Source organism: Streptomyces sp. AM8-1-1 (assembly GCF_032229325.1).
Taxonomy (GTDB): Bacteria; Actinomycetota; Actinomycetes; order Streptomycetales; family Streptomycetaceae; genus Streptomyces; species Streptomyces achmelvichensis.
In genome coordinates this window covers 320,700-344,461 of sequence record NZ_CP135086.1, presented here as the reverse complement: position 1 = coordinate 344,461, position 23,762 = coordinate 320,700, and the positions used below count along the sequence as shown (strand labels likewise).

The 23,762-nt window shown below is 71.1% G+C and carries 5 protein-coding genes; all 5 read left to right on the top strand.

Going from position 1 to position 23,762, the window contains the following annotated elements:
- The first annotated feature begins 799 nt into the window (after positions 1-799).
- The 5 genes from RPQ07_RS01500 to RPQ07_RS01480 all read left to right on the top strand — a co-directional run bounded on the left by RPQ07_RS01500 (position 800) and on the right by RPQ07_RS01480 (position 23,657).
- Entirely contained in the window at positions 800-7,006 is a 6,207-nt protein-coding gene (locus RPQ07_RS01500) for a non-ribosomal peptide synthetase (protein ID WP_313942131.1), read from the top strand.
- Entirely contained in the window at positions 7,003-14,913 is a 7,911-nt protein-coding gene (locus tag RPQ07_RS01495) for a non-ribosomal peptide synthetase (protein ID WP_313942130.1), read from the top strand. The genes RPQ07_RS01500 and RPQ07_RS01495 overlap by 4 nt, the downstream gene beginning before the upstream one ends.
- Positions 14,910-22,109 (top strand): non-ribosomal peptide synthetase, encoded by a 7,200-nt coding sequence (locus RPQ07_RS01490; protein ID WP_313942129.1) that lies wholly within the window; start codon positions 14,910-14,912, stop codon positions 22,107-22,109. Before RPQ07_RS01495 ends, RPQ07_RS01490 begins: the two co-directional genes overlap by 4 nt.
- The gene (locus RPQ07_RS01485) at positions 22,106-23,335 is read left to right on the top strand and encodes a cytochrome P450 (protein WP_313942128.1); all 1,230 of its coding nucleotides are present in this window, start codon (positions 22,106-22,108) and stop codon (positions 23,333-23,335) included. Before RPQ07_RS01490 ends, RPQ07_RS01485 begins: the two co-directional genes overlap by 4 nt.
- Positions 23,336-23,444: 109 nt before the next feature.
- A complete protein-coding gene (locus RPQ07_RS01480; protein ID WP_313942127.1) occupies positions 23,445-23,657 on the top strand; it encodes an MbtH family protein in 213 nt (70 codons plus the stop codon).
- The last annotated feature ends 105 nt before the right edge of the window (positions 23,658-23,762 follow it).

Below are 23,762 nucleotides of genomic sequence, written 5' to 3'. Positions count from 1 at the left end.
TACACTCCATCACCGCGCACTACGTCGGCTTCGCCGACAACATCCACCGCCTGAGCGAGCCCCGGAGCTGGACGGCGACATCGGCATGGTCGACCTCCTGCTCCTACGCAGCTGTCCTGCCCGGGGTCTGTGTCGCTGCGGCCGTGGAACCCCGGCTCCGGAGTCGCCACCGGCGGCGACTGCGCCGTGGAGCTCCAACCCACCGTCCCCCACGGACCGGCTCAGGCTGCATCAACGGCTGAACCATCCACATAGCACAGCGTCGGCTGTCGGGGTCGATGCCGTCGCGACCGGCGTAGGACCCGGCGGCGGTATGCGATGGGGTGGTGGTCGCCGCACAACCAGTCGCCCCACACTCGGGTTGCCGGCACATGCCGCTCCCCGCGCCAAGTCCTCCAGGTCGGAATGCGAGGCGCGGAGGGAGGACGCGGGCCGGGTGAGCGCGACCTCCTCCCCGTCACCACCGCGCGCAGTCCTGGCGGGCGCGAGCACCCGCGGTGTCGCGGGCGGGCCGGCGGGGCGGAGTGCGTCGTGGAGCGGTCCCATGTGTGTTCGTTGGCCGCCGACGGCCGTTCTCTTGCCGGGAGATGAGTCGTGCAGCGGTGTCCCGTCGGGGCGATGCGAGTAGTGATGACTCAAGACGCGGGCGGCGCCGCGGTGATGTTGTTGTCCACGGGCCCGCGGCCAGGTGCCGGGACTTTTCCCAGGCAGGCCGGAGGCGGCCGATGCGGACCGGGAACAGCTCGGCCGACGGGGGACGACACCAGACGCGAGCGCTGGTGGGGTGAGAGGAGCTGCGGTGCAGACAGGGAAGACGAATCTCAGGCCGGAAGGGTGCGCCGAGGTCGACCACGCTCTGTCCTTCGCACAGGACCGCATGTGGTTCCTGGACCGGCTGGAGGGCGGGCGAAGCACCGCGTACGTGGCGACCCCCATGTGGCGGATGCACGGCCCGCTCGACCGGAAGCGCCTGGAGCTGGCCCTGTCCCGCCTCGTGGCCCGTCACCAGTCGCTGCGGATGAGGTTCGTCGAGCGAGACGGCACCCCTCGCGTCCTCGTCGCGGACCGTCTCGACGCCCGCATCGACTGGCGTGACGCCGCCACTGCTGCCGAGGTGGAAGCGGAAGCCGCAGCCGAGGCCGGCGAACCGTTCGACCTGACCACGGGTCCGCTGTTCCGCGTCGTGGTGTGGCGGCTGAGCGACACCGAGCACGTACTGCTGGCGGCGATGCATCACATCGTTTCCGACGGCTGGTCGATCTCCCTCTTCGTTCGCGACCTCGGCGCCTTCTACGACGGGGACACCCTGCCCGAGCTGAGCCTCCCTTACACGGAGTTCGCCGATTGGCAGCGGCGTGAGTTGGGTGGGGATGGTGTTGCGGGGGAGTTGGGGTTTTGGCGGGAGCGGTTGTCGGGGTTGCCGGTGTTGGAGTTGCCGGTTGATCGTGTGCGTCCGGTGCAGCCGTCGTGGGTGGGTGGGACGTGTGAGTTCTCTCTTGAGCCGGAGTTGGTTGCGGCTTTGGAGCGGTTGGGGCGGGAGCACAATGCGACGTTGTACATGACGTTGCTGGCTGCGTTTCAGGTGTTGGTGGGTCAGTGGAGCGGGCAGTGCGATTTCGGTGTGGGGACGCCGGTTGCGGGGCGTGGTCGTCCTGAGGTCGAGGGTGTGATCGGGCTGTTCGTGAACACCCTGGTCATGCGTGCCGACCTGTCCGGAGACCCCACCTTCACCGAACTGCTCGCCCGGGTCCGTGACCACACACTTGACGCACTCGACCACCAGGACGTGCCCTATGAGCAGGTCGTCCGGGAACTGCGACCGGAACGCTCCGACACCGACTCGCTGATCGACACCTGGTTCGCCATGCAGAACGTCCCGGACGACCAGGGCACCGGAACGCTCCGGTTCACCGACTACGAGACCGACCGCCCCCGGCCCCTGTTCTCGGTGTCGCTGTTCGCCCAGCCGCGCGACGACGAGATGGCGATGACTCTCGTCTACCGGGCTGATGTGTTCGATGAGGTGTCGATCGGTCGGTTGGTGGAGCGGTGTCGGGTGTTGTTGGCGGGGGTGGTGGCTTCGCCGGGTGTGCGGGTGAGTGGTTTGGGTTTGCCGGCGGGTGAGTTGGGTGTGTTGCGTCGTTGGGGTGCGGGTGAGGTGTCGTCGGGTCTGTCGCGGGATCCGGTGGTGTTGTTCGAGGAGCGGGTGGGGCGTGTTCCTGAGGGTGTGGCGGTTGTTGGTCGGGATGGTGTGGTGTCGTATGCGGAGTTGAATGCGCGGGCGAATCGGGTGGCTTGGTGGCTGCTGGGTCGGGGTGTGTGTGCTGAGGTGCCGGTGGGGGTGCGGCTGCGGCGGGGTGTGGACATGCTCGTTGCGGTGTTGGGTGTGTTGAAGGCCGGTGGTGTGTATGTGCCTTTGGATCCGGCGTGGCCTGCGGAGCGGGTGGAGTTCGTCCGTTCGGATGTGGGTGCTGGTGTGGTGTTGGAGGGTCCGTTGCCGGACGGGGGTCGGGATGATGATCCCGGGGTTGCGGTGGTGGATGGTCAGTTGGCGTATGTGATTTATACGTCGGGTTCGACGGGGCGGCCGAAGGGTGTGGGGGTGTCTCGTGGGTCGATGGCGGGGCATGTGTCACGGATGCGGCGTCGGTTCGGGTTGGGTGCGGGGGATCGGGTTCTGCAGTTCGCTGCGTTGGCGTTCGATGCGTCGGTGGAGCAGATTTTCCCGGCGTTGACGTGTGGGGCCGCGTTGGTGCTGCCGGAACATGGTCTTGTCGCTCCGTCCCAGCTCCTCACCGACCTCGACCACTACCGCGTCACCATCGCCAACCTGCCTCCGGCGTACTTCGGAGAGCTGGTCGACCGGCTGGCCGAACGGGAGGCGGATGCCCTGGGCGCGCTCCGGCTGATGATCCTCGGCGGTGACGTGCTGCGCCCGGCCGAGGCGCGGACATGGTCGGACCGCTACCCCGATGTTCCACTGCTGAACGCCTACGGTCCGACGGAGGCGACGGTTTCGTCGACGGTGTTCGATGTGCCGGCGGGCGTTGAGTGTGGGGGAAGTGTGCCCATCGGGCGTGCGGTGGGGGATCGCTGTCTGTATGTACTGGACGAGGGGCTGTGCGAGGTGCCGGTGGGTGCTGTCGGTGAGTTGTTCATCGGTGGCGGTCAGTTGGCGCGTGGGTATGTGGGTCGTGCGGGGTTGACGGCGGACCGGTTCGTGCCGGATCCGTTCGGTGGTGAGGCGGGGGGCCGGCTGTACCGGACGGGGGATCTGGTGCGGTGGCGTGAGGGGTTCCTGGATTTCTGCGGTCGTACCGATGGTCAGGTGAAGGTGCGTGGATTCCGGGTCGAGGTCGGTGAGGTGGAGTCCCGGTTGCGGGAGCATCCGCTGGTCGGGGACGCGGTCGTGGTGGTGTGGCAGGACCGTCTGGTCGCGTATGTGGCCGGGCAGCGGGGTGTGGCGACGGATCAGGTGCGGGAGTGGTTGGGGGAGCGGCTGCCGGAGTACATGGTGCCGGCGGTGCTGATCCTCCTCGATGAACTGCCGCGCACCGTGGGCGGCAAGGTCGACCGTGACCGGCTCCCTGACCCCGACGGACACCGTCCGACGCTGTCCGGGGAGTACGTCGCTCCGCGGAACCCGACCGAACAGGCCATCGCCGACGTCTGGAAGGAAGTCCTCCAGGTCGACCGGATCGGCATCCACGACAACTTCTTCGACCTCGGCGGCCACTCACTCCTCGTGACGCTGGCCGTGGCACGCGTGGGCAAGGCGCTGGAACGGCCCGTCGACATGCGCGACTTCTTCGAGCACCCGACGATCGCCGAGTTCGTCGCCGCCCTGCCACCGGCGCCCTCCCGCCCGATGCCGCGGATCGGCAAGGTGGTCCGCAGCGGGGACTTCCCGCTCTCCTTCGCCCAGGAAGGCCTCTGGTTCCTGAACCGGCTCGAACCCGATGCCCCGGACTACATGGCCGCCCTGGCCTGGCGGGTCGACGGAGTCCTCGACCGGGAGCGCCTCGACCGAGCCCTCCGACAGCTCGTCGATCGGCACGAGTCACTGCGCACCACCTTCCCGCTGGTCGACGCGCAGCCCGTGCAGCGCGTGGCCACCGGGATGGAGACCGCAGCATCCTGGTACGACCTGCGCTCAGTGCACGATCCGCTCGATGCGGCGGTCAGGCACGCCGGCGAGGAACTGCACCGGCCGTTCGACCTGGCCACCGGCCCGCTGTTCCGGACCATGGTCTGGCAGCTCGACGCCACGGATCACCTGCTGGTGCTGGCGATGCATCACATCGTCTCCGACGGGTGGTCGATGGGCGTGCTCGTCCGCGAACTGGGTGATCTGTACGCCGGCGAAAGCCTGCCCGATCTGCCGGTGCAGTACGCCGACTACGCCGATTGGCAGCGGCGTGAGTTGGGTGGGGATGGTGTTGCGGGGGAGTTGGGGTTTTGGCGGGAGCGGTTGTCGGGGTTGCCGGTGTTGGAGTTGCCGGTTGATCGTGTGCGTCCGGTGCAGCCGTCGTGGGTGGGTGGGACGTGTGAGTTCTCTCTTGAGCCGGAGTTGGTTGCGGCTTTGGAACGGTTGGGGCGGGAGCACAATGCGACGTTGTACATGACGTTGCTGGCTGCGTTTCAGGTGTTGGTGGGTCAGTGGAGCGGGCAGTGCGATTTCGGTGTGGGGACGCCGGTTGCGGGGCGTGGTCGTCCTGAGGTCGAGGGTGTGATCGGGCTGTTCGTGAACACCCTGGTCATGCGTGCCGACCTGTCCGGAGACCCCACCTTCACCGAACTGCTCGCCCGGGTCCGTGACCACATGCTCGACGCACTCGACCACCAGGACGTGCCCTTCGAGCGGGTGGTGGAGGAGCTCCGGCCGGACCGTGACCTCAGCCGCTCGCCGCTGTTCCAGACCATGTTCGACCTCGAGGTCCGCTCCATCGCGGCGCCGCGACTGGGCACCGCGACGTTGCACCCCGCGGACATTCCCTTCGACGTCACCAAGTACGACCTGATGTTCACCTTCACCACCGACCCGGGTGCCGCCGGCGGATTCGTGCAGTACCGGGCTGATGTGTTCGATGAGGTGTCGATCGGTCGGTTGGTGGAGCGGTGTCGGGTGTTGTTGGCGGGGGTGGTGGCTTCGCCGGGTGTGCGGGTGAGTTGTTTGGGTTTGCCGGCGGGTGAGTTGGGTGTGTTGCGTCGTTGGGGTGCGGGTGAGGTGTCGTCGGGTCTGTCGCGGGATCCGGTGGTGTTGTTCGAGGAGCGGGTGGGGCGTGTTCCTGAGGGTGTGGCGGTTGTTGGTCGGGATGGTGTGGTGTCGTATGCGGAGTTGAATGCGCGGGCGAATCGGGTGGCTTGGTGGCTGCTGGGTCGGGGTGTGTGTGCTGAGGTGCCGGTGGGGGTGCGGCTGCGGCGGGGTGTGGACATGCTCGTTGCGGTGTTGGGTGTGTTGAAGGCCGGTGGTGTGTATGTGCCTTTGGATCCGGCGTGGCCTGCGGAGCGGGTGGAGTTCGTCCGTTCGGATGTGGGTGCTGGTGTGGTGTTGGAGGGTCCGTTGCCGGACGGGGGTCGGGATGATGATCCCGGGGTTGCGGTGGTGGATGGTCAGTTGGCGTATGTGATTTATACGTCGGGTTCGACGGGGCGGCCGAAGGGTGTGGGGGTGTCTCGTGGGTCGATGGCGGGGCATGTGTCGCGGATGCGGCGTCGGTTCGGGTTGGGTGCGGGGGATCGGGTTCTGCAGTTCGCTGCGTTGGCGTTCGATGCGTCGGTGGAGCAGATTTTCCCGGCGTTGACGTGTGGGGCCGCGTTGGTGCTGCCGGAACATGGTCTTGTCGCTCCGTCCCAGCTCCTCACCGACCTCGACCACTACCGCGTCACGGTCATGGAGGTGGTTCCCGGATATCTCACCGAACTGATCGCCGAACTCTCCGCGGACGGCACCACGCAGCCCGCCTGGAGCCCCGACCACCTGCGGCTGCTCGTCCTCGGCGGAGACACCGTCCGGCCGGCCGACCTCGCCTGGTGGACCTCGCACTTCCCCGAGATGGCCGTGGTCAATACCTACGGTCCGACGGAGGCGACGGTTTCGTCGACGGTGTTCGATGTGCCGGCGGGGGTGGAGTGCGGGAGCGGTGTGCCGATCGGGCGTGCGGTGGGGGATCGCTGTCTGTATGTACTGGACGGTGGGTTGTGCGAGGTGCCGGTGGGTGCTGTCGGTGAGTTGTTCATCGGTGGCGGTCAGTTGGCGCGTGGGTATGTGGGTCGTGCGGGGTTGACGGCGGACCGGTTCGTGCCGGATCCGTTCGGTGGTGAGGCGGGGGGCCGGCTGTACCGGACGGGGGATCTGGTGCGGTGGCGTGAGGGGTTCCTGGATTTCTGCGGTCGTACCGATGGTCAGGTGAAGGTGCGTGGATTCCGGGTCGAGGTCGGTGAGGTGGAGTCCCGGCTGCGGGAGCATCCGCTGGTCGGGGACGCGGTCGTGGTGGTGTGGCAGGACCGTCTGGTCGCGTATGTGGCCGGGCAGCGGGGTGTGGCGACGGATCAGGTGCGGGAGTGGCTGGGGGAGCGGCTGCCGGAGTACATGGTGCCGGCGGTGCTGATCCTCCTCGATGAACTGCCGCGCACCGTGGGCGGCAAGGTCGACCGTGACCGGCTTCCCGATCCGGACGGACACCGCCCGACCCTGTCCGGGGAGTACGTCGCTCCGCGGAACCCGACCGAACAGGCCATCGCCGACGTCTGGAAGGAAGTCCTCCAGGTCGACCGGATCGGCATCCACGACAACTTCTTCGACCTCGGCGGCCACTCCCTCCTCGCCACCAGAGTCGTCATCCGGCTACGAGCGGCCTTCGGCTGCGACATCGGCGTACGAACCCTCTTCGAGCGGCCGACCGTGACCCGGCTCGCCGCCGCGGTCGAGGAACAGCTGATGCGGGAGATCGCAGGGATGACCGGCGAGGACGTCGAGCAGGCACTGAAGGAGCAGCAGGCATGAGCACGATGCACGGGCTGGTCGAGGCCCAGGTCAGACGTACCCCTGACGGCATTGCCCTGGAGTTCGAGGGCGAGGAGATGACCTACCGGGAACTGGAGCGGCGAGCCAACCGGCTCGCCCACGCGCTGCGCCGGCACGGCGCCGGACCGGAGACCGTCGTCGCCGTCGGCGCCCAGCGCTCCCTGGACCTGGTCGTCTCCCTGCTGGGCATCCTCAAGAGCGGCGCCGCGTATCTGCCGCTGGACCTGGAACTGCCCACCGAGCGGCTGGCCTACATGGTCGGGCAGGCCGGCGCGGTCGCGCTCGTCCGCGGCCCCGGCATGGACTGTGATCTCGGCCGGTCCGGACTGCCCGAGGTGACCCTGGCCGGCACTGCCGGCGAGTCCGACGAGCCCTGTGGCGTCGTCGTCGACGGGCGCAACGCCGCCTACGTCATGTACACCTCTGGGTCCACCGGCCGGCCCAAGGGCGTGGTGGCCGAGCACCGGGGTGTCTGCAACCGTCTGGTCTGGGGCCAGCACGAGTACGGTATGACGTCCGACGAGCGCGTGCTCCAGAAGACTCCGTACGCCTTCGACGTCTCGGTGTGGGAGCTGTTCTGGCCGCTCACCGTCGGCGCCCGTCTGGTCATCGCCAAACCCGGCGGACACCGCGACAGCGGCTACCTCGTCGAGCTGATCCAGCGGCGCGAGATCACCACTGTCCACTTCATCCCCACCATGCTCGCTCTGTTCATCGGCGAGCGGGGTGTGGAGGAATGCCGCAGCGTCCTGCGCATCATGACCAGCGGCGAGGCGCTCCCCACCGACCTGCAGAACCGGGTGCTGCGCGTCCTGTCGCACATCGAACTGCACAACCTCTACGGCCCGACCGAGGCGTCCATCGAAGTGAGCGCCTGGCAGTGCAGACCCGGCTGGCCCGGCGCCGGCGTGCCGATCGGCGCGGCAGTGGCCAACACGCAGCTCTACATCCTCGACGACGACCTGCGCCAGGCGCCGGGAGACGGACCCGGGGAGCTGTACCTCGCAGGAGTGCAGCTCGCCCGCGGCTACTCCGGGCAGCCGGGGCTCACCGCGGAACGCTTCCTGCCCGACCCCTACGGTCAGCCCGGCGCACGGATGTATCGCAGTGGCGATCTGGCCGGCTGGCACCGCCCTGGCGTGGTCGACTACCTCGGCCGGGTCGACGAGCAGCTGAAGCTCGCCGGCAACAGGGTCGAACTCGGCGAGATCCAGGCCGTGCTGAACGAACTGCCCGGTGTGCGCGCCGGTGTGGTGGTGGCCGCCGGCTCGGCCGCCGAACAACGGCTCGTCGCCTACGTCGTCGGAGCCGATCTCGACATCGCCGTACTGCGCGAACAGTTGGCCGGTCTGCTTCCCGCCTACATGGTGCCGTCCACCTTCGTGGAGCTGGCCGAGCTGCCACTGACCTCCAGCGGAAAGCTGGACCGCAAGGCCCTGCCGGCCCCGGACCGCCCCGACCTCGCCACCCCGTACCGAGCCCCCGGGACCCCGGTCCAGGAGAAGCTGGCCGCCGTGTGGGCATCGGTCTTCGGCGTCGCGAGGATCGGCGTCGACGACACGTTCCTCGCACTCGGCGGCCACTCCCTGCTCGCCGTGCGGCTCATCTCCCGACTGCGCGAGGAGGCCGGTGTCGACATCTCGATGCGCGACCTGTTCGCCGGACTCACCGTCGCCGAACTCGCCGACACGGTCACCGCGGCACCTGCCGGCAACGCCGCCACGGCACCCGTCCTGAGCCGGGGCGGCGACGACGAGCCCGTCGTCCCCTCGTTCGGGCAGGAACGGCTGCTGTTCCTCGAGCAGATGAACCCGGACAGCTCCGCCTATGCCATCCCGGTCGCCTGGCGGATGGAAGGGCGGCTCGACGAAGGCGTCCTGCGCCGCGCCCTGGAGCGACTGGCCGCGCGGCACGACGCCCTGCGCACCCGTTTCCCGGGCATCGACCGCGCACCCGTCGTCGCGCCCGAACCCCTGGTGGACCTGCGCCGCGTCGACGCCGGCGCAAGGAACGACGACCTCGCCTCCGCCGAGATCCGCCGGCCGTTCGACCTGGCCGCCGGGCCCGCCTGGCGGGCCGTCCTGATCAGGCTCCCCGGGCACGACGTTCTGCTGCTGGTGCTGCACCACATCGTCGCCGACGGCTGGTCCCTGGGCGTCATCGCCCGCGAGCTGGGCGACCTGTACGCAGGCGCCACCCCGCCGGCGCCGCCCGTGCGGTACGCCGACTTCGCCCGTTGGCAGCGCGCCGCGCTCACCCCGGACCGGCTGGCCGGCGAACTGGAGTGGTGGCGCACCACCCTGGACGGGGCTCCCGCCCTGGAGCTCCCCACCGACCGGCCACGGCCGATGGTGCTCGGCACGCAAGGCGCCACCCACCGGTTCGAGCTGCCGCAGGAGGCCCTGCGCTCGCTGACCCGGCGTGCGCGGACCGACGCCGCCACCCTGCACACCGTGCTCCTGATGGCGTTTCAGGTCCTGCTCGGCCGGTGGAGCGGGCAGAGGGACTTCGTCGTGGGCACACCCGTCGCCGGCCGCACGGCCTCCGAGGTGGAGAACGTCGTCGGCTTCTTCGTCAACACCCTTGCGGTGCGGGCAGATCTCACCGGCGACCCCACCTTCGCCGAGCTGCTCGGCCGGGTCAGGGAGGCCACCCTCGGGGGATACGAGCACCAGGACGTGCCGTTCGAACGGGTGGTGGAGGAACTGCGGCCGGAGCGGGACCTCAGCCGCACCCCGGTGTTCCAGACCATGTTCGCGCTGCGGGACACCGCCGCCACGGCCCTGCGGGTGCCCGGGATGCCCGCCGAGGAGATCCCGCTCGGCTGGCGGACCGCGAAGTTCGACCTCACCCTCTTCGTCGACCAGGCCACCGACGGGTCCTGCACCGGCCTGATCGAGTACGCCACCTGCCTGTTCGACCCGGCGACGGTGGAGCGGATCGCCGACGGGTACCGCCGCCTGCTGCTCACGCTCGCCGAGGACGCCGAGGGCCGGCTCGGAGACTGGGACGTCCTGGACGCCGATGCCCGCGCCCGTCTGGTCGATCTGGGCACCGGTCCCACGCCCGCGATCCCTGCGCGCGCCCTGCACCAGCTCGTCGCCGACCAGGCGGCCGACCGGGGCGACGAGCCGGCCGTCGTGGACGGCGAATCCATCTGGACCTACGCCCAACTGGACGGGCGGGCCAATCGATTGGCCCGGCACCTGCTCGCCCTCGGCGTGGGCCCGGAGACCGTGGTGGCGGTCAGCCTGCCCCGCTGCGCGGACCTCGTCCTCGCCCAGCTCGCGGTGCTGAAGGCAGGCGGCGCCTATGTGCCGCTCGACGCGGACCAGCCCGCCGAGCGCAGCCGGCACATGCTCGACGACACCGCCGCGACGCTGCTCATCACATCAGCCGGCCACCTGTCGGCGGACGGCCTGGGCCTGCGGGTCGTCGATCTTGTCGCGGACGCCGGCGAGATCGACCGGCTGCCGGACACCGCACCCGCAGTGAGCGTCTGCCCGGACAGCCTCGGCTACGTCGTCTACACCTCCGGTTCCACCGGGCGGCCCAAGGGCATCGGCATCACCCACCGCGGGCTGGTCCGTACCGTCCACGAGAGCGACTACCTCACCCTCGGGCCGGACGACCGAGTGGCGTTCGCGGCCAGTCCCGTCTTCGACGCGGCCACCTTCGAGGTGTGGGCCACCCTGGTTGCCGGAGCGACCCTGGTGGTCACCCCGCCGGATGTCGCGCTGTCGCCCGCGGCCCTTGCGGCGCACCTCACCCGGCACCGGGTCACCACCCTGTTCCTCACCACCGCGCTGTTCAACCAGCTCGTCCGGGAGCGGCCCGGCGCTCTCGGCGGACTGCGACACGTGCTCTTCGGCGGCGAGGCCGCCGACCCGCACACCGTGGACGCCCTGCTCGCCCACGGCGGGCCCGGCCGACTGCTGCACATGTACGGCCCGGCCGAGTCGACCACCTTCGGCACCTGGCACGAGGTCACGGCACCGGCCGTCGCCACGGCCGTGCCGATCGGGCGCCCCATGAACAACACCACCGCGTACGTGGTCGACGAGCGGCTGCGTCCGGTCCCCGTCGGTGTCGTCGGCGAACTGCTCCTCGGCGGCGCCGGCCTGGCCCGCGGATACCTCGGTGCGGCACACCGCACGGCCGACCGGTTCCTGCCCGACCCGTTCGGCCCGCCCGGCGGCCGGGTCTACCGCACCGGCGACCTGGTGCGGTGGACGGCACAAGGCCGCCTGGAGTTCATCGGCCGCGCCGACGGGCAGGTCAAGGTGCGCGGCTTCCGGGTGGAGCCCGGCGAGATCGAGACCGCGATACGGCGGCACCCGGCCGTGCGGGACACCGTCGTGGTGGCCCGCCCCGACCGCAGCGGCGCCCTCAGCCTCTGCGCGTACGTCGTGGCCGATCCCGCCGAACTGGGGGATCTGCGCGGGTTCATCGGTGAGAGCCTGCCGGCGTTCCTGGTACCGGCCGCCGTGGTCGTGCTCGACGAACTGCCGCTGACCCGCAACGGCAAGGTGGACCGGGCGGCGCTGCCGGAACCGACGTACGCCCCGACCACCGGCCGGCGGGAGCCGGCCTGCGAGCTGGAACGGCAACTCGCCGAGGCATGGACGGAGGTCCTCGGTATGGCCGAGCCCGGCATGGACGACGACTTCTTCGCCCTCGGAGGGCACTCGCTGCTGGCCATCAAGATGGTCGGCGCGGTCGCCGAGCGCACCGGTCGGGAGATGACCTTCCGCGACCTGTTCACCGCCCGCACCATCGCGGCCCTGGCCCGCCTGCTCACCGACGCCGAACAGGTCGGTGCCCCCATCGTCCGGGGCGACGGCACCACGGGGCTGCCGGTGTCCTTCGGGCAGGAACGACTGGTGTTCCTGGACTGCCTCGAGGGCGCCGGCCCGGCGTACACGATTCCCGTCGCATGGCGCCTGAGCGGACCGCTGGACCGCGACCGGCTGTCCGCCGCGTTCGACGCCCTGGTCGCACGGCACGAGGTGCTGCGCACCCGGTTCACGCTGGTCGACGGCGTAGCGTTGCAGGACATCGTCCCCGACTGGGCCGGAGTCGACTGGCGCGAGGCCGGTACGGTCACCGACGCCATCAGGGCGGTCCGGGACGAGGCGCGGGAGCCGTTCGATCTCACCACCGGGCCGCTGTTCCGGGTCGTGGTGTGGCATGCCGGCGACAACGAGCACGTGCTGCTGATGGCCATGCACCATGCCGTGTCCGACGGCTGGTCCATGGGTCTGCTGATCCGCGAACTGGAGTCCTGCTACGACGGCGCCGAGCCGCCTCCTCCGCCGGTGCGCTACGCCGACTTCGCGGTGTGGCAACGCGACCGGCTCACCGGGGAACGGCTGGCGGGGGAGCTGACGCACTGGCGGCAGCGGCTGTCCGGCGTGCCGACACTCGAGCTGCCCACCGACCGTCCCCGCCCGGTCCGCCGCAACGGCGCCGGCGGCTCGGTGGAGTTCACGGTCGACGCGGAGTTGGTCGCCGGACTGGAACGGCTGAGCCGGGAGCACGGCGCGACACTGTTCATGACCCTGCTCGCCGCCTATCAGGTGCTGTTGGGCCGATGGAGCGGTCAGACCGACTTCGGCGTCGGCACCCCCGTCGCCGCCCGCGGCAGGCCCGAGGTCCGCGATGTCGTCGGGTTCTTCCTCAACACCCTCGTGCTGCGGGCCGACATCGGCGGAGACCCCTCGTTCACCGAGTTGCTCGGCCGGGTCCGCGGCGACGCTCTCAGCGCCTACGAGCACCAGGAGATGCCGTTCGGTCGTCTGGTGGAGGAGCTGCGCCCGGAGCGGGACCTCAGCCGATCCCCGCTGTTCCAGGCCATGTTCAGCTTCAACGACTGGAGCCTGGACACTCTGCGGCTCGGCCCGGCGGCCGGTACGGCGGTCCCCGTCGACCGGGGGGCGGCCAAGCTCGACCTCACCCTGGAACTGGTGCAGCGTCCCGACGGACTGGCCGGCGCCATCGACTACACCACCGACATCTTCGACACCGCCACGATCCGGCGGATGGCCGAGGCGTTCACTCTGCTGCTGCGCGCCGTCGTGGCCGATCCCGCGACACGGACCGGTGATCTGCCGCTCGCCCCGCCGGCCACGGCACCCGCGGCCGTGGCACCGCGTCCCGCCGCGTCCAGGCCGCTGCTGGAACGGATCGCCGACCAGGTCCGGGCCACCCCGGACGCGACGGCGGTTATCTGCGGTGATCGCGAGGTCACGTACGCCGAGTTGGACCGGCGGGCGAACCAGCTCGCTCACCACCTCGTCGGCCGGGGCGTGGGTCCGGAGACCCGGGTAGGACTGCGCCTGCCCCGCGGGATCGACACCGTGGTGGGCGTGCTCGGCATCTGGAAGGCCGGAGGAGCGTTCGTCGGACTCGACCCCGACCTGCCCGCACGCCGCCTCGCGCGGATCGGCGCCGATGCCGGAGCCCGGCTGGTCGTCGACGAGGACATGTTCAACGATCCGGCGCTCGGCCGGTGTCCGACCACTCCACCGGACCTGATCCGCGACCCGGGCACCCTCGCGTACGTCGTCTACACCTCCGGTTCGACCGGGGCACCGAAGGGTGTCCTGGTCGAGTTCGCCGGCCTCACCGGCCACCTCGACACCGTGCTCGACCACTACGAGCTGGGCCCGGACGATGTCGTCCTCCAGCGTGCCTCTGCGTCCTTCGACGCGTTCCTGCGGGACTGCATCGGCCCGTTGACGGTCGGCGCGACCGTGCTGATGGCCGGGCAGTCCGACCTGTCCACCCTTGTCACCGATCTCACGGGCCGGCCCGCGCCGACGGCTGTCCTCAGCATGGTGCCGTCCCTGCTGCACCAGCTTCTCGACGGCGGCGACCTCAGCGAGGTGAGCCTGCCGAAGCTGCGGTTGCTGGTGCTCAGCGGCGAGCCCTCCACTCCGGCACTGCTGGCCCGCCTGCATGAGGCGCTGCCGGCGCTGCGCAGGGTGGTCAACCAGTACGGCCCGTCCGAGTGCACCCTCACCACCACATTCGAGGACCTGGACCCGGCGGTGCGGGAGGCGACGGTGTCCATCGGGCGGCCCATGCCGGCCACCACCGTGCACGTGCTCGACGAGGCACTGCGACCCGTGCCGGTCGGGGTGTTCGGAGAGGTGCACATCGGCGGCGCCGGAGTGACCCGCGGCTACCGCAACCAGGCCGGCACGACCGCGCGGTCCTTCGTACCCGACCCGTTCGGCCCGCCCGGAGCCCGGATGTACCGCACCGGCGACGCCGCACGCCGACTGGCCGACGGGACACTGGAGTTCCGCGGCCGGCTGGACCGCCAGGTGAAGGTCCGGGGCGTGCGGATCGAACCGGGCGAGGTCGAAGCGTGCCTCGCGCTGCACCCCGCCGTGGGTTCGGCGGCCGTGGTCGCCCGCCCGGACGGCCCGAACGGCTGGAAACTCAGCGGCTATGCGCAGCGTTCCCCCGGGGCCCGCCTCTCGGCTGCCGAACTGCGGACGCACCTGGAGTCCCGTCTGCCGTACGCGATGATCCCGACGGAACTGCTGATCCTGGACTGCCTGCCGCTGCTCGCCAACGGCAAGGTCGACCGGCACGCGCTGCCGGAGATCACCGCTACCGCCCCGGAGAGCGGACCGGGGCATGTCGCACCGCGCACCCCCCTCGAGAAGATCATCGCCGAGGTGTGGGCGGAGCTGCTCGACCGGCCCGACGTCGGCGTCGAGGACGACTTCTTCGCCCTGGGCGGCCACTCGCTGACCGCGCTGAGAGTCATCTCCCGTCTCCGGTCCCGGCTCGACACCGCGGTCACCCTCCGTGCCTTCTTCGAGGCCCGGACCATCACCAACCTTGCCCAGAAACTGAAGGAGACGCCGTGAACGGCCTAACCCCCATGCAGCTGGAGCTGCTCCACCAGCGGCTGGCGGGGCGCGCGGAGAACCGCACGGCTCCGGACGGGATCACCCGCTCCACCGGCACCAGCGACCTTCCGGTGTCGTTCGGGCAGGAGCGCCTGGTCTTCCTCGACCGCCTGGAAGGGCCCGGCCCTGCGTACACGATTCCGGTGGCCTGGCGTCTGACCGGACCGCTGGACCGCGGCCGGCTCTCCGCAGCGTTCGACGCCCTGGTGGCGCGGCACGAGACCCTGCGGACCCGGTTCACCGTGGTCGACGGCGTGGTGAGCCAGGATGTCGACCCGGGGTGGAGTGGCGTGGACTGGCGCGAAGCCGGCACCGTCGACGAGGTTGTCCTGGCGGCGGGCGCAGTGGCCCGCGAGCCGTTCGACCTGGCGGCCGGCCCGGTGCTCCGGGTGACGGTGTGGCGCCTCGGCGCCACCGATCATGTGGTTCTTCTGACGATGCATCACATCGTCGCGGACGGCTGGTCGATGGGCGTGCTGGTGCGCGATCTGGAGACCCTGTACGGCGGCGGAACTCTGCCGGAACTGCCTGTCAGGTATGCCGACTTCGCCGCCTGGCAGCGCCGTGAGCTCGCCGGGGACCGGGCGGCCGGGGAGCTGGGCTACTGGCGGAACCGGCTGGCGGGGCTGCCGCCGCTGGAGCTGCCCACCGACCGTGTCCGCCCCGGCAAGCGCGACACCGCCGGCGCCGTCTGCGAGTTCGCACTGGAGCCCGAGACGGTCTCCGGCCTGGAGCGGCTCGGGCGCGAGCACAACGCGACGCTGTACATGACGCTCCTGGCCGCGTTCGAGGTGCTGCTGGGCCGTTGGAGCGGGCAGACCGACTTCGGGGTGGGCACCCCGGTGGCCGGACGGAACCGGCCCGAGGTCGAGAACCTGATCGGCTTCTTTGTCAACACCGTGGTCATGCGGGCCGACCTGGCCGAGAACCCGACCTTCGCCGATCTGCTCGCCCGGGTCCGCGACGACGCCCTCGGCGCGTACGAGCATCAGGACGTCCCGTTCGAGCGGGTCGTCGACGAGGTCAGCCCCGGCCGGGACCTCCATCGCACCCCGCTGTTCCAGGCCATGTTCAGTCTGGACGACGACACCGATGACCGGCCGGTCCACCTCGGCGAGGTCACCGGCGGCCGGTTCGAACTCGACGTGGAAGCCGTCAAGTTCGACCTGATCCTGCAGACCGCCCGGCGCCCCGACGGGCTGGCCGCGGCGTTCTTCCACCGCTCCGATCTGTGGCGCCCGGAGACCGTGCGCCGCTGGGCGGACCAGTACACGCGCCTCCTCCAGCTGGTCCTCGCCCATCCGGACACGCCACTATCCGACCTGGAGCTGCTGCCGGAGACCGAGCGCCGGCAACTCGCCGCATGGGCCGCCCCGCTGCGTTCGTACGACTGTGAGGACCGGCTCCACGAACGGTTCGAGCGGCACGCCGCCGTCCGGCCGGACGCCGTCGCAGTGGTCGCGGGGGAGGAGCGGCTCGACTACGCCGGCCTGAACCGGCGGGCCAACCAGCTCGCCCACCGGCTGCGCGCCGCCGGAGTGGGACCCGAGTCGGTGGTGGGGCTCTGCGTCAACCGGGACCTCGACCTGGCCGTCGGCATCCTCGGCATCCTCAAGGCCGGAGGCGCGTATCTGCCGCTGGACCCGGAACACCCGCGGGACAGGCTGGAGTTCATGGTCGCTGACGCGGGCCCTCGGCTCGCCGTCGTCTCTCCGGGCCTTGCCGAACAGGTGCCCGTCAACGTCGGTCAACTGAGGCTGGACGACCCCGCGTTGGACGCAGAACCGGTGGAGGACCTCCCGTCGGACGGCAGCGCCGACTCACTCGCGTACATCATCTACACCTCCGGATCCACCGGCCGGCCCAAGGGCGTCTGCATCCCGCACCGGCAGGTGGTCCGCCTCCTCGACTCCTGCGAGGACGCCCTCGATCTGCCGGAGGCGGGTGTGTGGAGTCTGTTCCACTCGTACGCCTTCGACTTCTCCGTCTGGGAGCTGTGGGGAGCCCTGACCCGAGGCGGCAGCGTCGTCCTGGTCGACAAGGCCACCGCCCGCGACCCGGAGAGGTTCGCCGCGCTGCTCGGTGCCGAGAGGGTGTCGGTGCTCAGCCAGACGCCCGGCGCGTTCCGCAACCTGCGCGCGGCGCTCGGCGAACGGCGGCCCGCCGACCTGGGTGTGCGGACCGTGGTGCTCGGCGGGGAGAAGCTCGACCTGCCCGAACTCGACGGCTGGCTCGACGGACCCGGTGCCGGTGTGCGGCTGGTCAACATGTACGGCATCACCGAAACCACGGTGCACGTCACCCATCACACAGTGACCTCTGCCGACCTCACCGGCGAGGCCGTCTCGCCGATCGGCCGGGCGCTCGGCGACCTGACGATCCACGTTCTGGACCGTCACCTGCGGCCCGTCCCGGCCGGCGTCGTCGGCGAGATGTACGTCGGCGGCGCCGGGGCGGCCCGCGGCTACCTCGGCCGGCCCGGTCTGACAGCCGACCGGCTGATTCCCGACCCGTTCGGCGACCGGCCGGGTGCCCGGCTCTACCGCACCGGAGACCGGGCCCGCCATCTGCCCGACGGTCGTCTGGAGTACCGGGGCCGCGCCGACGACCAGGTGAAGATCCGCGGACACCGCATCGAGCTGGGCGAGGTGGAGGCGGCGCTGCTGCGCCACCCCGCTGTCGACCAGGCCGCCGTGGTGGCCCATGGTTCCCGCACCGGCGAGTACCGGCTCCACGCGTACCTGGTCGTCGACGGCGAGCCGGCCCGCGACGACCTGCGCCAGTGGCTGCTCGGCCAACTGCCGGAGCCGATGGTGCCGGCCTCGTTCACCGTGCTGCCGGCTCTGCCGCTGACCGCCAACGGCAAGGTCGACCGCAAGGGGCTGCCGGCTGTCGACGGCGCCACCCTGACCTCCGCCGGACGCCACGTCCCGCCGGCGACCCCCACCGAGCGTGCGCTGGCGGAGGTGTGGTGCGACGCGCTCGGCGTCCAGAGACCCGGCGTCACCGACCGGTTCTTCGACCTCGGCGGTGACTCCATCCTGGCCCTGCGCGTGGTGGGGCTGGCCGAGCGGCGCGGGCTGACCGTGGCGCTGCGCGATGTCTTCGCCCACCAGGCGCTCGGCGAGCTGGCCCGGGCCGTGGACCTGGCCGCCGACCAGCGGGGCACCCCGGGGCACGCCGTGCCCGTGGAGCGGTTCGCCATGGTGGCGCCGGGTGACCGGGACCGGCTGCCAGCCGGGCTGGAGGACGCCTACCCGCTGACCCGGATGCAACAGGGCATGCTCTACGAGCTGCTGGCCGACGCCGGCAAGGGCGCGTACCACAACGTGACCAGCTTCCGGGTCCAGGAACCGGCCGGATTCGACGCCGAGGTGATGCAGCGTGCCGCCGACGCGGTGGTCCGCCGGTACGAGATCCTGCGCACCGGTTTCGACTGGAGCAGCTACGACGAGCCCCTGCAACTGGTGCACCCGGACGCCGATCTCCCGGTCGGTGTGGACGACCTGCGCGGGCTGGACGACTCCACCCAGGCCGACCGGGTCCGGGGATATCTGAACGCGGAGGCCGGGCGCTGGTTCGAGCTGTCCGTCCCACCGCTGATCAGGCTGCATGTGCATGTGCTCAACGACGCCGAGTACCGGCTCACCATCACCGACTGCCACGCCGTCCTGGACGGCTGGAGCCTCACCTCCCTCATCGCCGAACTGATCGACCGGCACCGGCGGGAGCGCACCGGCGCGGCCGCAGCGCCCGCCGGTCCACCGGTGCCCCGGTTCGCCGAGTACGTGGTGCTCGAACGAGAAGCCGTGGCCGACCCGGCCGCGCACGCCTTCTGGGACGCCATGGTGGAGTCGTTCCCGCCGGTACGGCTCCCGCGCTCGGCCGGCGGGGACCAGGCGGACAAGTCCACCTGCGAGGCGCTGAGAAGCTACGGCCATCTCCACGCGGGCATCGACGCTCTCGCTGCCCGGGCCGGGGTGCCCCGCAAGACGGTGCTGTTCACCGCCTACTACCACCTGATGGGGCAGCTGGCCGACGGCGACTCCTACTCGACCGGAATCGCCACCAACGGGCGACCGGAGCGGGCCGGGTCGGAGGGGATGCGCGGTGTCTTCCTCAACGTGGTGCCGTTCGGCGTGCGTTCCACCGCGACCAGCTGGGTGGACCTGCTGCGAGACGTCTTCACCGCGGAACAGGAGGTCATCCCGCACCGCCGCTTCCCGCTGGCCGAGATGCAGCGCGGCCAGTGGGCCGGTGAGGTGCTCGTCGACACCGCCTTCAACTACGTGCATTTCCACGGCCTGGGCAGCGAGCACAAGCAGGAGATCGAGGAGATAGCCCGCACCAACTTCGGGCTCATGGTGACCACCGGCCCCGGGGGCGTGTCGTTCGAGTCCGACGCCGGCCGCATGTCGCAGAGCGAGGTCGAACGTCTCGCCGACGCGTACTGCGCGCTGCTCACCGCGATGATCGACGAACCGGAGGGCGTCCCCGGCATCCCGGTCGAGGCTATGGCTCCCCGGTCGGGGGAGAGCGCCGACCAGGTCCGTGACGAGCGCAGTGTGGTGGCCGTCTTCGAGGCCCAGGTGGCCGCCCACCCGGACGGGGTGGCGGTTGCCACCGCTGACGGCGAGTTGACGTACGCGCAGCTCAATGCACAGGTCAACCGCGTCGCCCACCATCTGCGCAGACACGGCGCCGGACCTGAGGCGGTCGTGGGGCTGTGCGCGGAGCGCTCCGTCGAGCTCGTCGTGGGCATGCTCGGCATCCTCAAGGCCGGGGCGGCCTACCTGCCCATGGACCCGCGCGACCCGGGCCGCCGTCTGGACCGGCTCATCCGCGACACCGGTGCGGACCTGGTGCTCGCCCAGCCCGCATGGCGTCACGTCGTGCCCGAGCGGGCCGGCACCGTCATCACCCTCGCCGGGACGAGCTTCGACGGCGAGCCGACGACCGACCCGGACCGCGGCCCGGACACCGACAACCTGGCCTGTGTGCTCTACACCTCGGGCTCCACGGGTCTGCCCAAGGGGATAGCCCTGCCGCAACGGGCCATCGTGGACACCCTGGTGGAGCAGCGGGACATCGCCCTCGACTCCGGCGAGACGGTCCTGCACCTGAGCAGCTTCAACTGGGACGCGGCCATCTTCGAGATCTTCGGGCCACTGCTGACCGGCGGCACCTGCGCCGTCTACCCGGCGGAGCCCATCACGCCGGCCGGCATCGTCGCCGCGATCCGCCGGCACGGCGTCACCACGGCATTCCTCACCACCACACTGTTCAACCTCGTGGTGGAGGAGGGACTGGAGGACCTGGGAGGACTGCGCCAGATCTTCTTCGGGGGCGAGGCGGCGTCCCCGACACACGTTCGCGAACTGCGGACCCGCTGGTCGGACATGCGCATCGCCAACGGCTACGGCCCGGTGGAATGCACCTTCGTCGCCACCACCCACCCGGTGCGCACCGTCCCCGCGGACGCGGTCAGCGTCCCGATCGGCCGCCCGCTGGACCGCACCACGGTCCTGGTACTCGACGACGAGCTCCACCCCGCCCCGGCCGGGGTCGCCGGGGAACTCTGCATCGGCGGTGACTCCCTCGCTCGCGGCTACGCCGGGCAGGCCGGACTGACCGCGGACCGCTTCGTTCCCGACCCCCGCGGCGGCGGCCGGCGGCTCTACCGCACCGGCGACCGGGGACGTTGGCGGGCGGACGGCACCCTCGAGTTCGGCGGACGCCTCGACGGCCAGGTGAAGATCCGGGGCCGCCGGATCGAGCTCGGGGAGATCGAAGCGGTGCTGTCGTCGCGGCCGGATGTGGCGGTCGCGGCCGCGGTCGCCCGTACCGACGAGCCCGGCGACGCCCGGCTCGTGGCCTACCTGGTTCCGGCGGCCGGCGTCGCCGTGCCCACCGCGGACGAGCTGCGCCGCTGGCTGCGCGACCGTCTCCCGGCCTACCTGGTGCCGACGGCGTTCGTGCCGATGCCCGCACTGCCGGTGACGGCCAACGGCAAGCTCGACCGGGCGGCCCTGCCGGCACCGACCGGGCCCGCCGTCACGGACCGCCCGTACGTGGCGCCGCGCACCGACACCGAGGAGAGGCTGGCCAAGCTCTGGGCCGAGACGCTGCGGCAGAACCGGGTCGGCGTGCACGACGACTTCTTCGAACTCGGCGGCAGCTCGCTCGCCGTCGTCAGGGTCGCCGCCCGAGCCTGCGACCTCGGGCTGCCGGTCGGTGTGGCCGACCTCCTGGAGCACCCCACCGTGGCGTCGCTCGCTGCCGCCATCGCCACACGGGAACCAGCCGGCGAAGGAACCGCGCTGCGCCGGGAAGGCGATGTGCTGGTCGTGCTGCGCGAGGGCACACAGCGTCCGCTGTTCTGCGTGCACCCGAGCGGCGGAAGCGTCGCCTGGTACCTCCCGCTGGCCAAGGCACTCCCGCCCGGGCGGCCGGTGATCGGGCTGCAGGCCCGGGGCATCGACGGCGGCGTCGACGCCCACACGATGCAGGGCCTTGCCGAGGACTACGTGCGGCGGCTGCGCGCCCATCAACCGGAGGGGCCGTACGCCCTGTTCGGCTGGTCCATGGGCGGCAACATCGCCCAGGAGATGGCCATTCAGCTCACCGCGCAGGGCGAGCAGGTCGACACCCTGCTGCTGCTGGAGCCGGCCGTGCCGGACGAGGCCGGGATGTTCGCCGTCACCGAGGCGCTCGAGCTGCTCGACCGGGCGGTCGCCATGCGCGAGGCGATCCGTGAACTCTCCCCGGGCACCCCGGCCCGACTGAGCCAGGAGCGGGAGCTGGTGACCACGCTGCTCGCCGCCGGCGTCAACAGCGCGGAGGCCGATCTGGGCGCCGACTGGCCGGTGGCGATGTGGACCGCACTGCTGCGCGCCGCCTCCACCTATCGCCCCGATCCGTACTACGGGCCGGTGCACCTGCTGGTCACCGCCGAGGCGGCGGACGCCGGGCCCGGACGCCCGTCCGTGGTCGCGGGCGAGAGCTACCCGGCTTACGAGCGGCGGTGCCGCGAGCTGTTCCCGGAGGGCCTCACCCTCCACCACGTGCCCGGCACCCACCGGAGCATGGTCGCCGATCCCGGGGTCGCGGCTGTCGCCGCCCTCGCCGCCGAGTTGATGGAGCGCACGGCATGACCACGACCGGTCAGATCACCGACCGTTACCTGCTGGACGACGAGATCGTCGCCGACCCGTTCCCCTACTTCGCCCACCTGCGCACCACCGCACCCGTGCACTGGATCCCGGTCCACCGGGTCTGGCTGGTGACCGGATACGACGAGGCGACCGCCTGCTTCAGCGACCCCGCGGTGTCAGCCGACCGGATATCCCCGATGCTGGCGCAGACACCGCTGCACCTGCTCAGCCCGGAGGCGTCCCGCGCCTTCGGGATCATGGCCGGCTGGATGGTCTTCGTGGACCCGCCCGAGCACCGCCGGCTGCGCAGCGTCTTCCGCGGCGCGTTCGGCCCCCGGCAGATCCGCCGCAACCGGCCGATGGTGCAGGAGGCGGTGGCCCGGCTGACGGCCCGGGCCCGTGAGGGCCGCGACGTCACCGATCTGGTGGCCGACTTCGCCCGGCCTCTGCCGGCGACCGTGGCGGCTGCCTGGATGGGGGTACCGGCGCTGGACACCGAGCGGTTCCAGCGCTGGGCGATCCAGGTCGGTGACCTGGCCCTCGGCTCGGTGCAGTCGGCGGAGGAGCACGAGAGTTCCCAACAGGCCCTGCTGGATCTCTTCGACTATCTCCGGCGGCTGGTCCGTCGGCGGCGGGACGACCCGCAGGCCGACCTGATCAGCGCGGCGCTGGAGAGCGGTCTGGTCGGTGACTCCGTCAGTGAGGACGAGTTCGTCGCCATGCTCACCCATGTCGCGTTCGCCGGCGGGGAGACCACCAGCAACCTGATCGCCGTCGGGGTGTGGAACCTGCTGCGCCGGCCCGACCAGCTCGATCTGCTGCGCGCCGAGCCCGAGTTGGCGGCCGGCGCCGTGGAGGAGCTGCTGCGTTTCGACGGGCCGTCGAAGATGTCCGTCCGGCAGGTGAAGACCGATCTCTCGCTGGGCGAACGGCTGTTGCGGGCGGGAGACCGGCTCTACCTGGTCACCGCGGCGGCCAACCGGGACCCGTCCCGGTTCGTCCGCCCCGACGAACTGGACCTGCGACGGCACCCGAATCCACACCTCGGATTCGGGCAGGGAGCGCACTTCTGCCTGGGAGCACCGCTGGCCCGGCTGGTGGCCGGGGCCGCGCTCACCGACCTCCTGGCCGCCGCGCCGGACCTGGCGCTCACCGCCGCCCCGGCGAACTGGCAGTCGTCGCTCCTCAACCGGAGCCTCCAGTCGCTGCCGGTACGGCTCCAGTAGCGGCTGCTGCCACCCCCGTACGGGACCGGCCCTCCGGCCGGGCCCCACCATCCGTCACCGGACATCAGCCGGGACAACCAACCCACCAGCACGAACGAGGAGAACCGACATGTCCGTCGACGAGGACAACCGCAGCTACCGGGTCGTGGTGAACCACGAGGAGCAGTACTCGATCTGGTTCGCCGGGCGCGAGCTGCCGGCCGGCTGGACGGCCACCGGATTCGAGGGGTCCAAGAGCGAGTGCCTGACCCACATCGACGAGGTGTGGACGGACATGCGGCCGCTCAGCCTGCGCCTGCGGATGGCCGCATCCGAGCAGTGACTCGACGGCATCGCGGCGGGTGGCCGGTGCTCGGCCTGGCCACCCGCCGCGATCCACCGGCCGGCGGTGCCGGCAACCCGGCATCCCAGCGCCGAAAGCAACCAT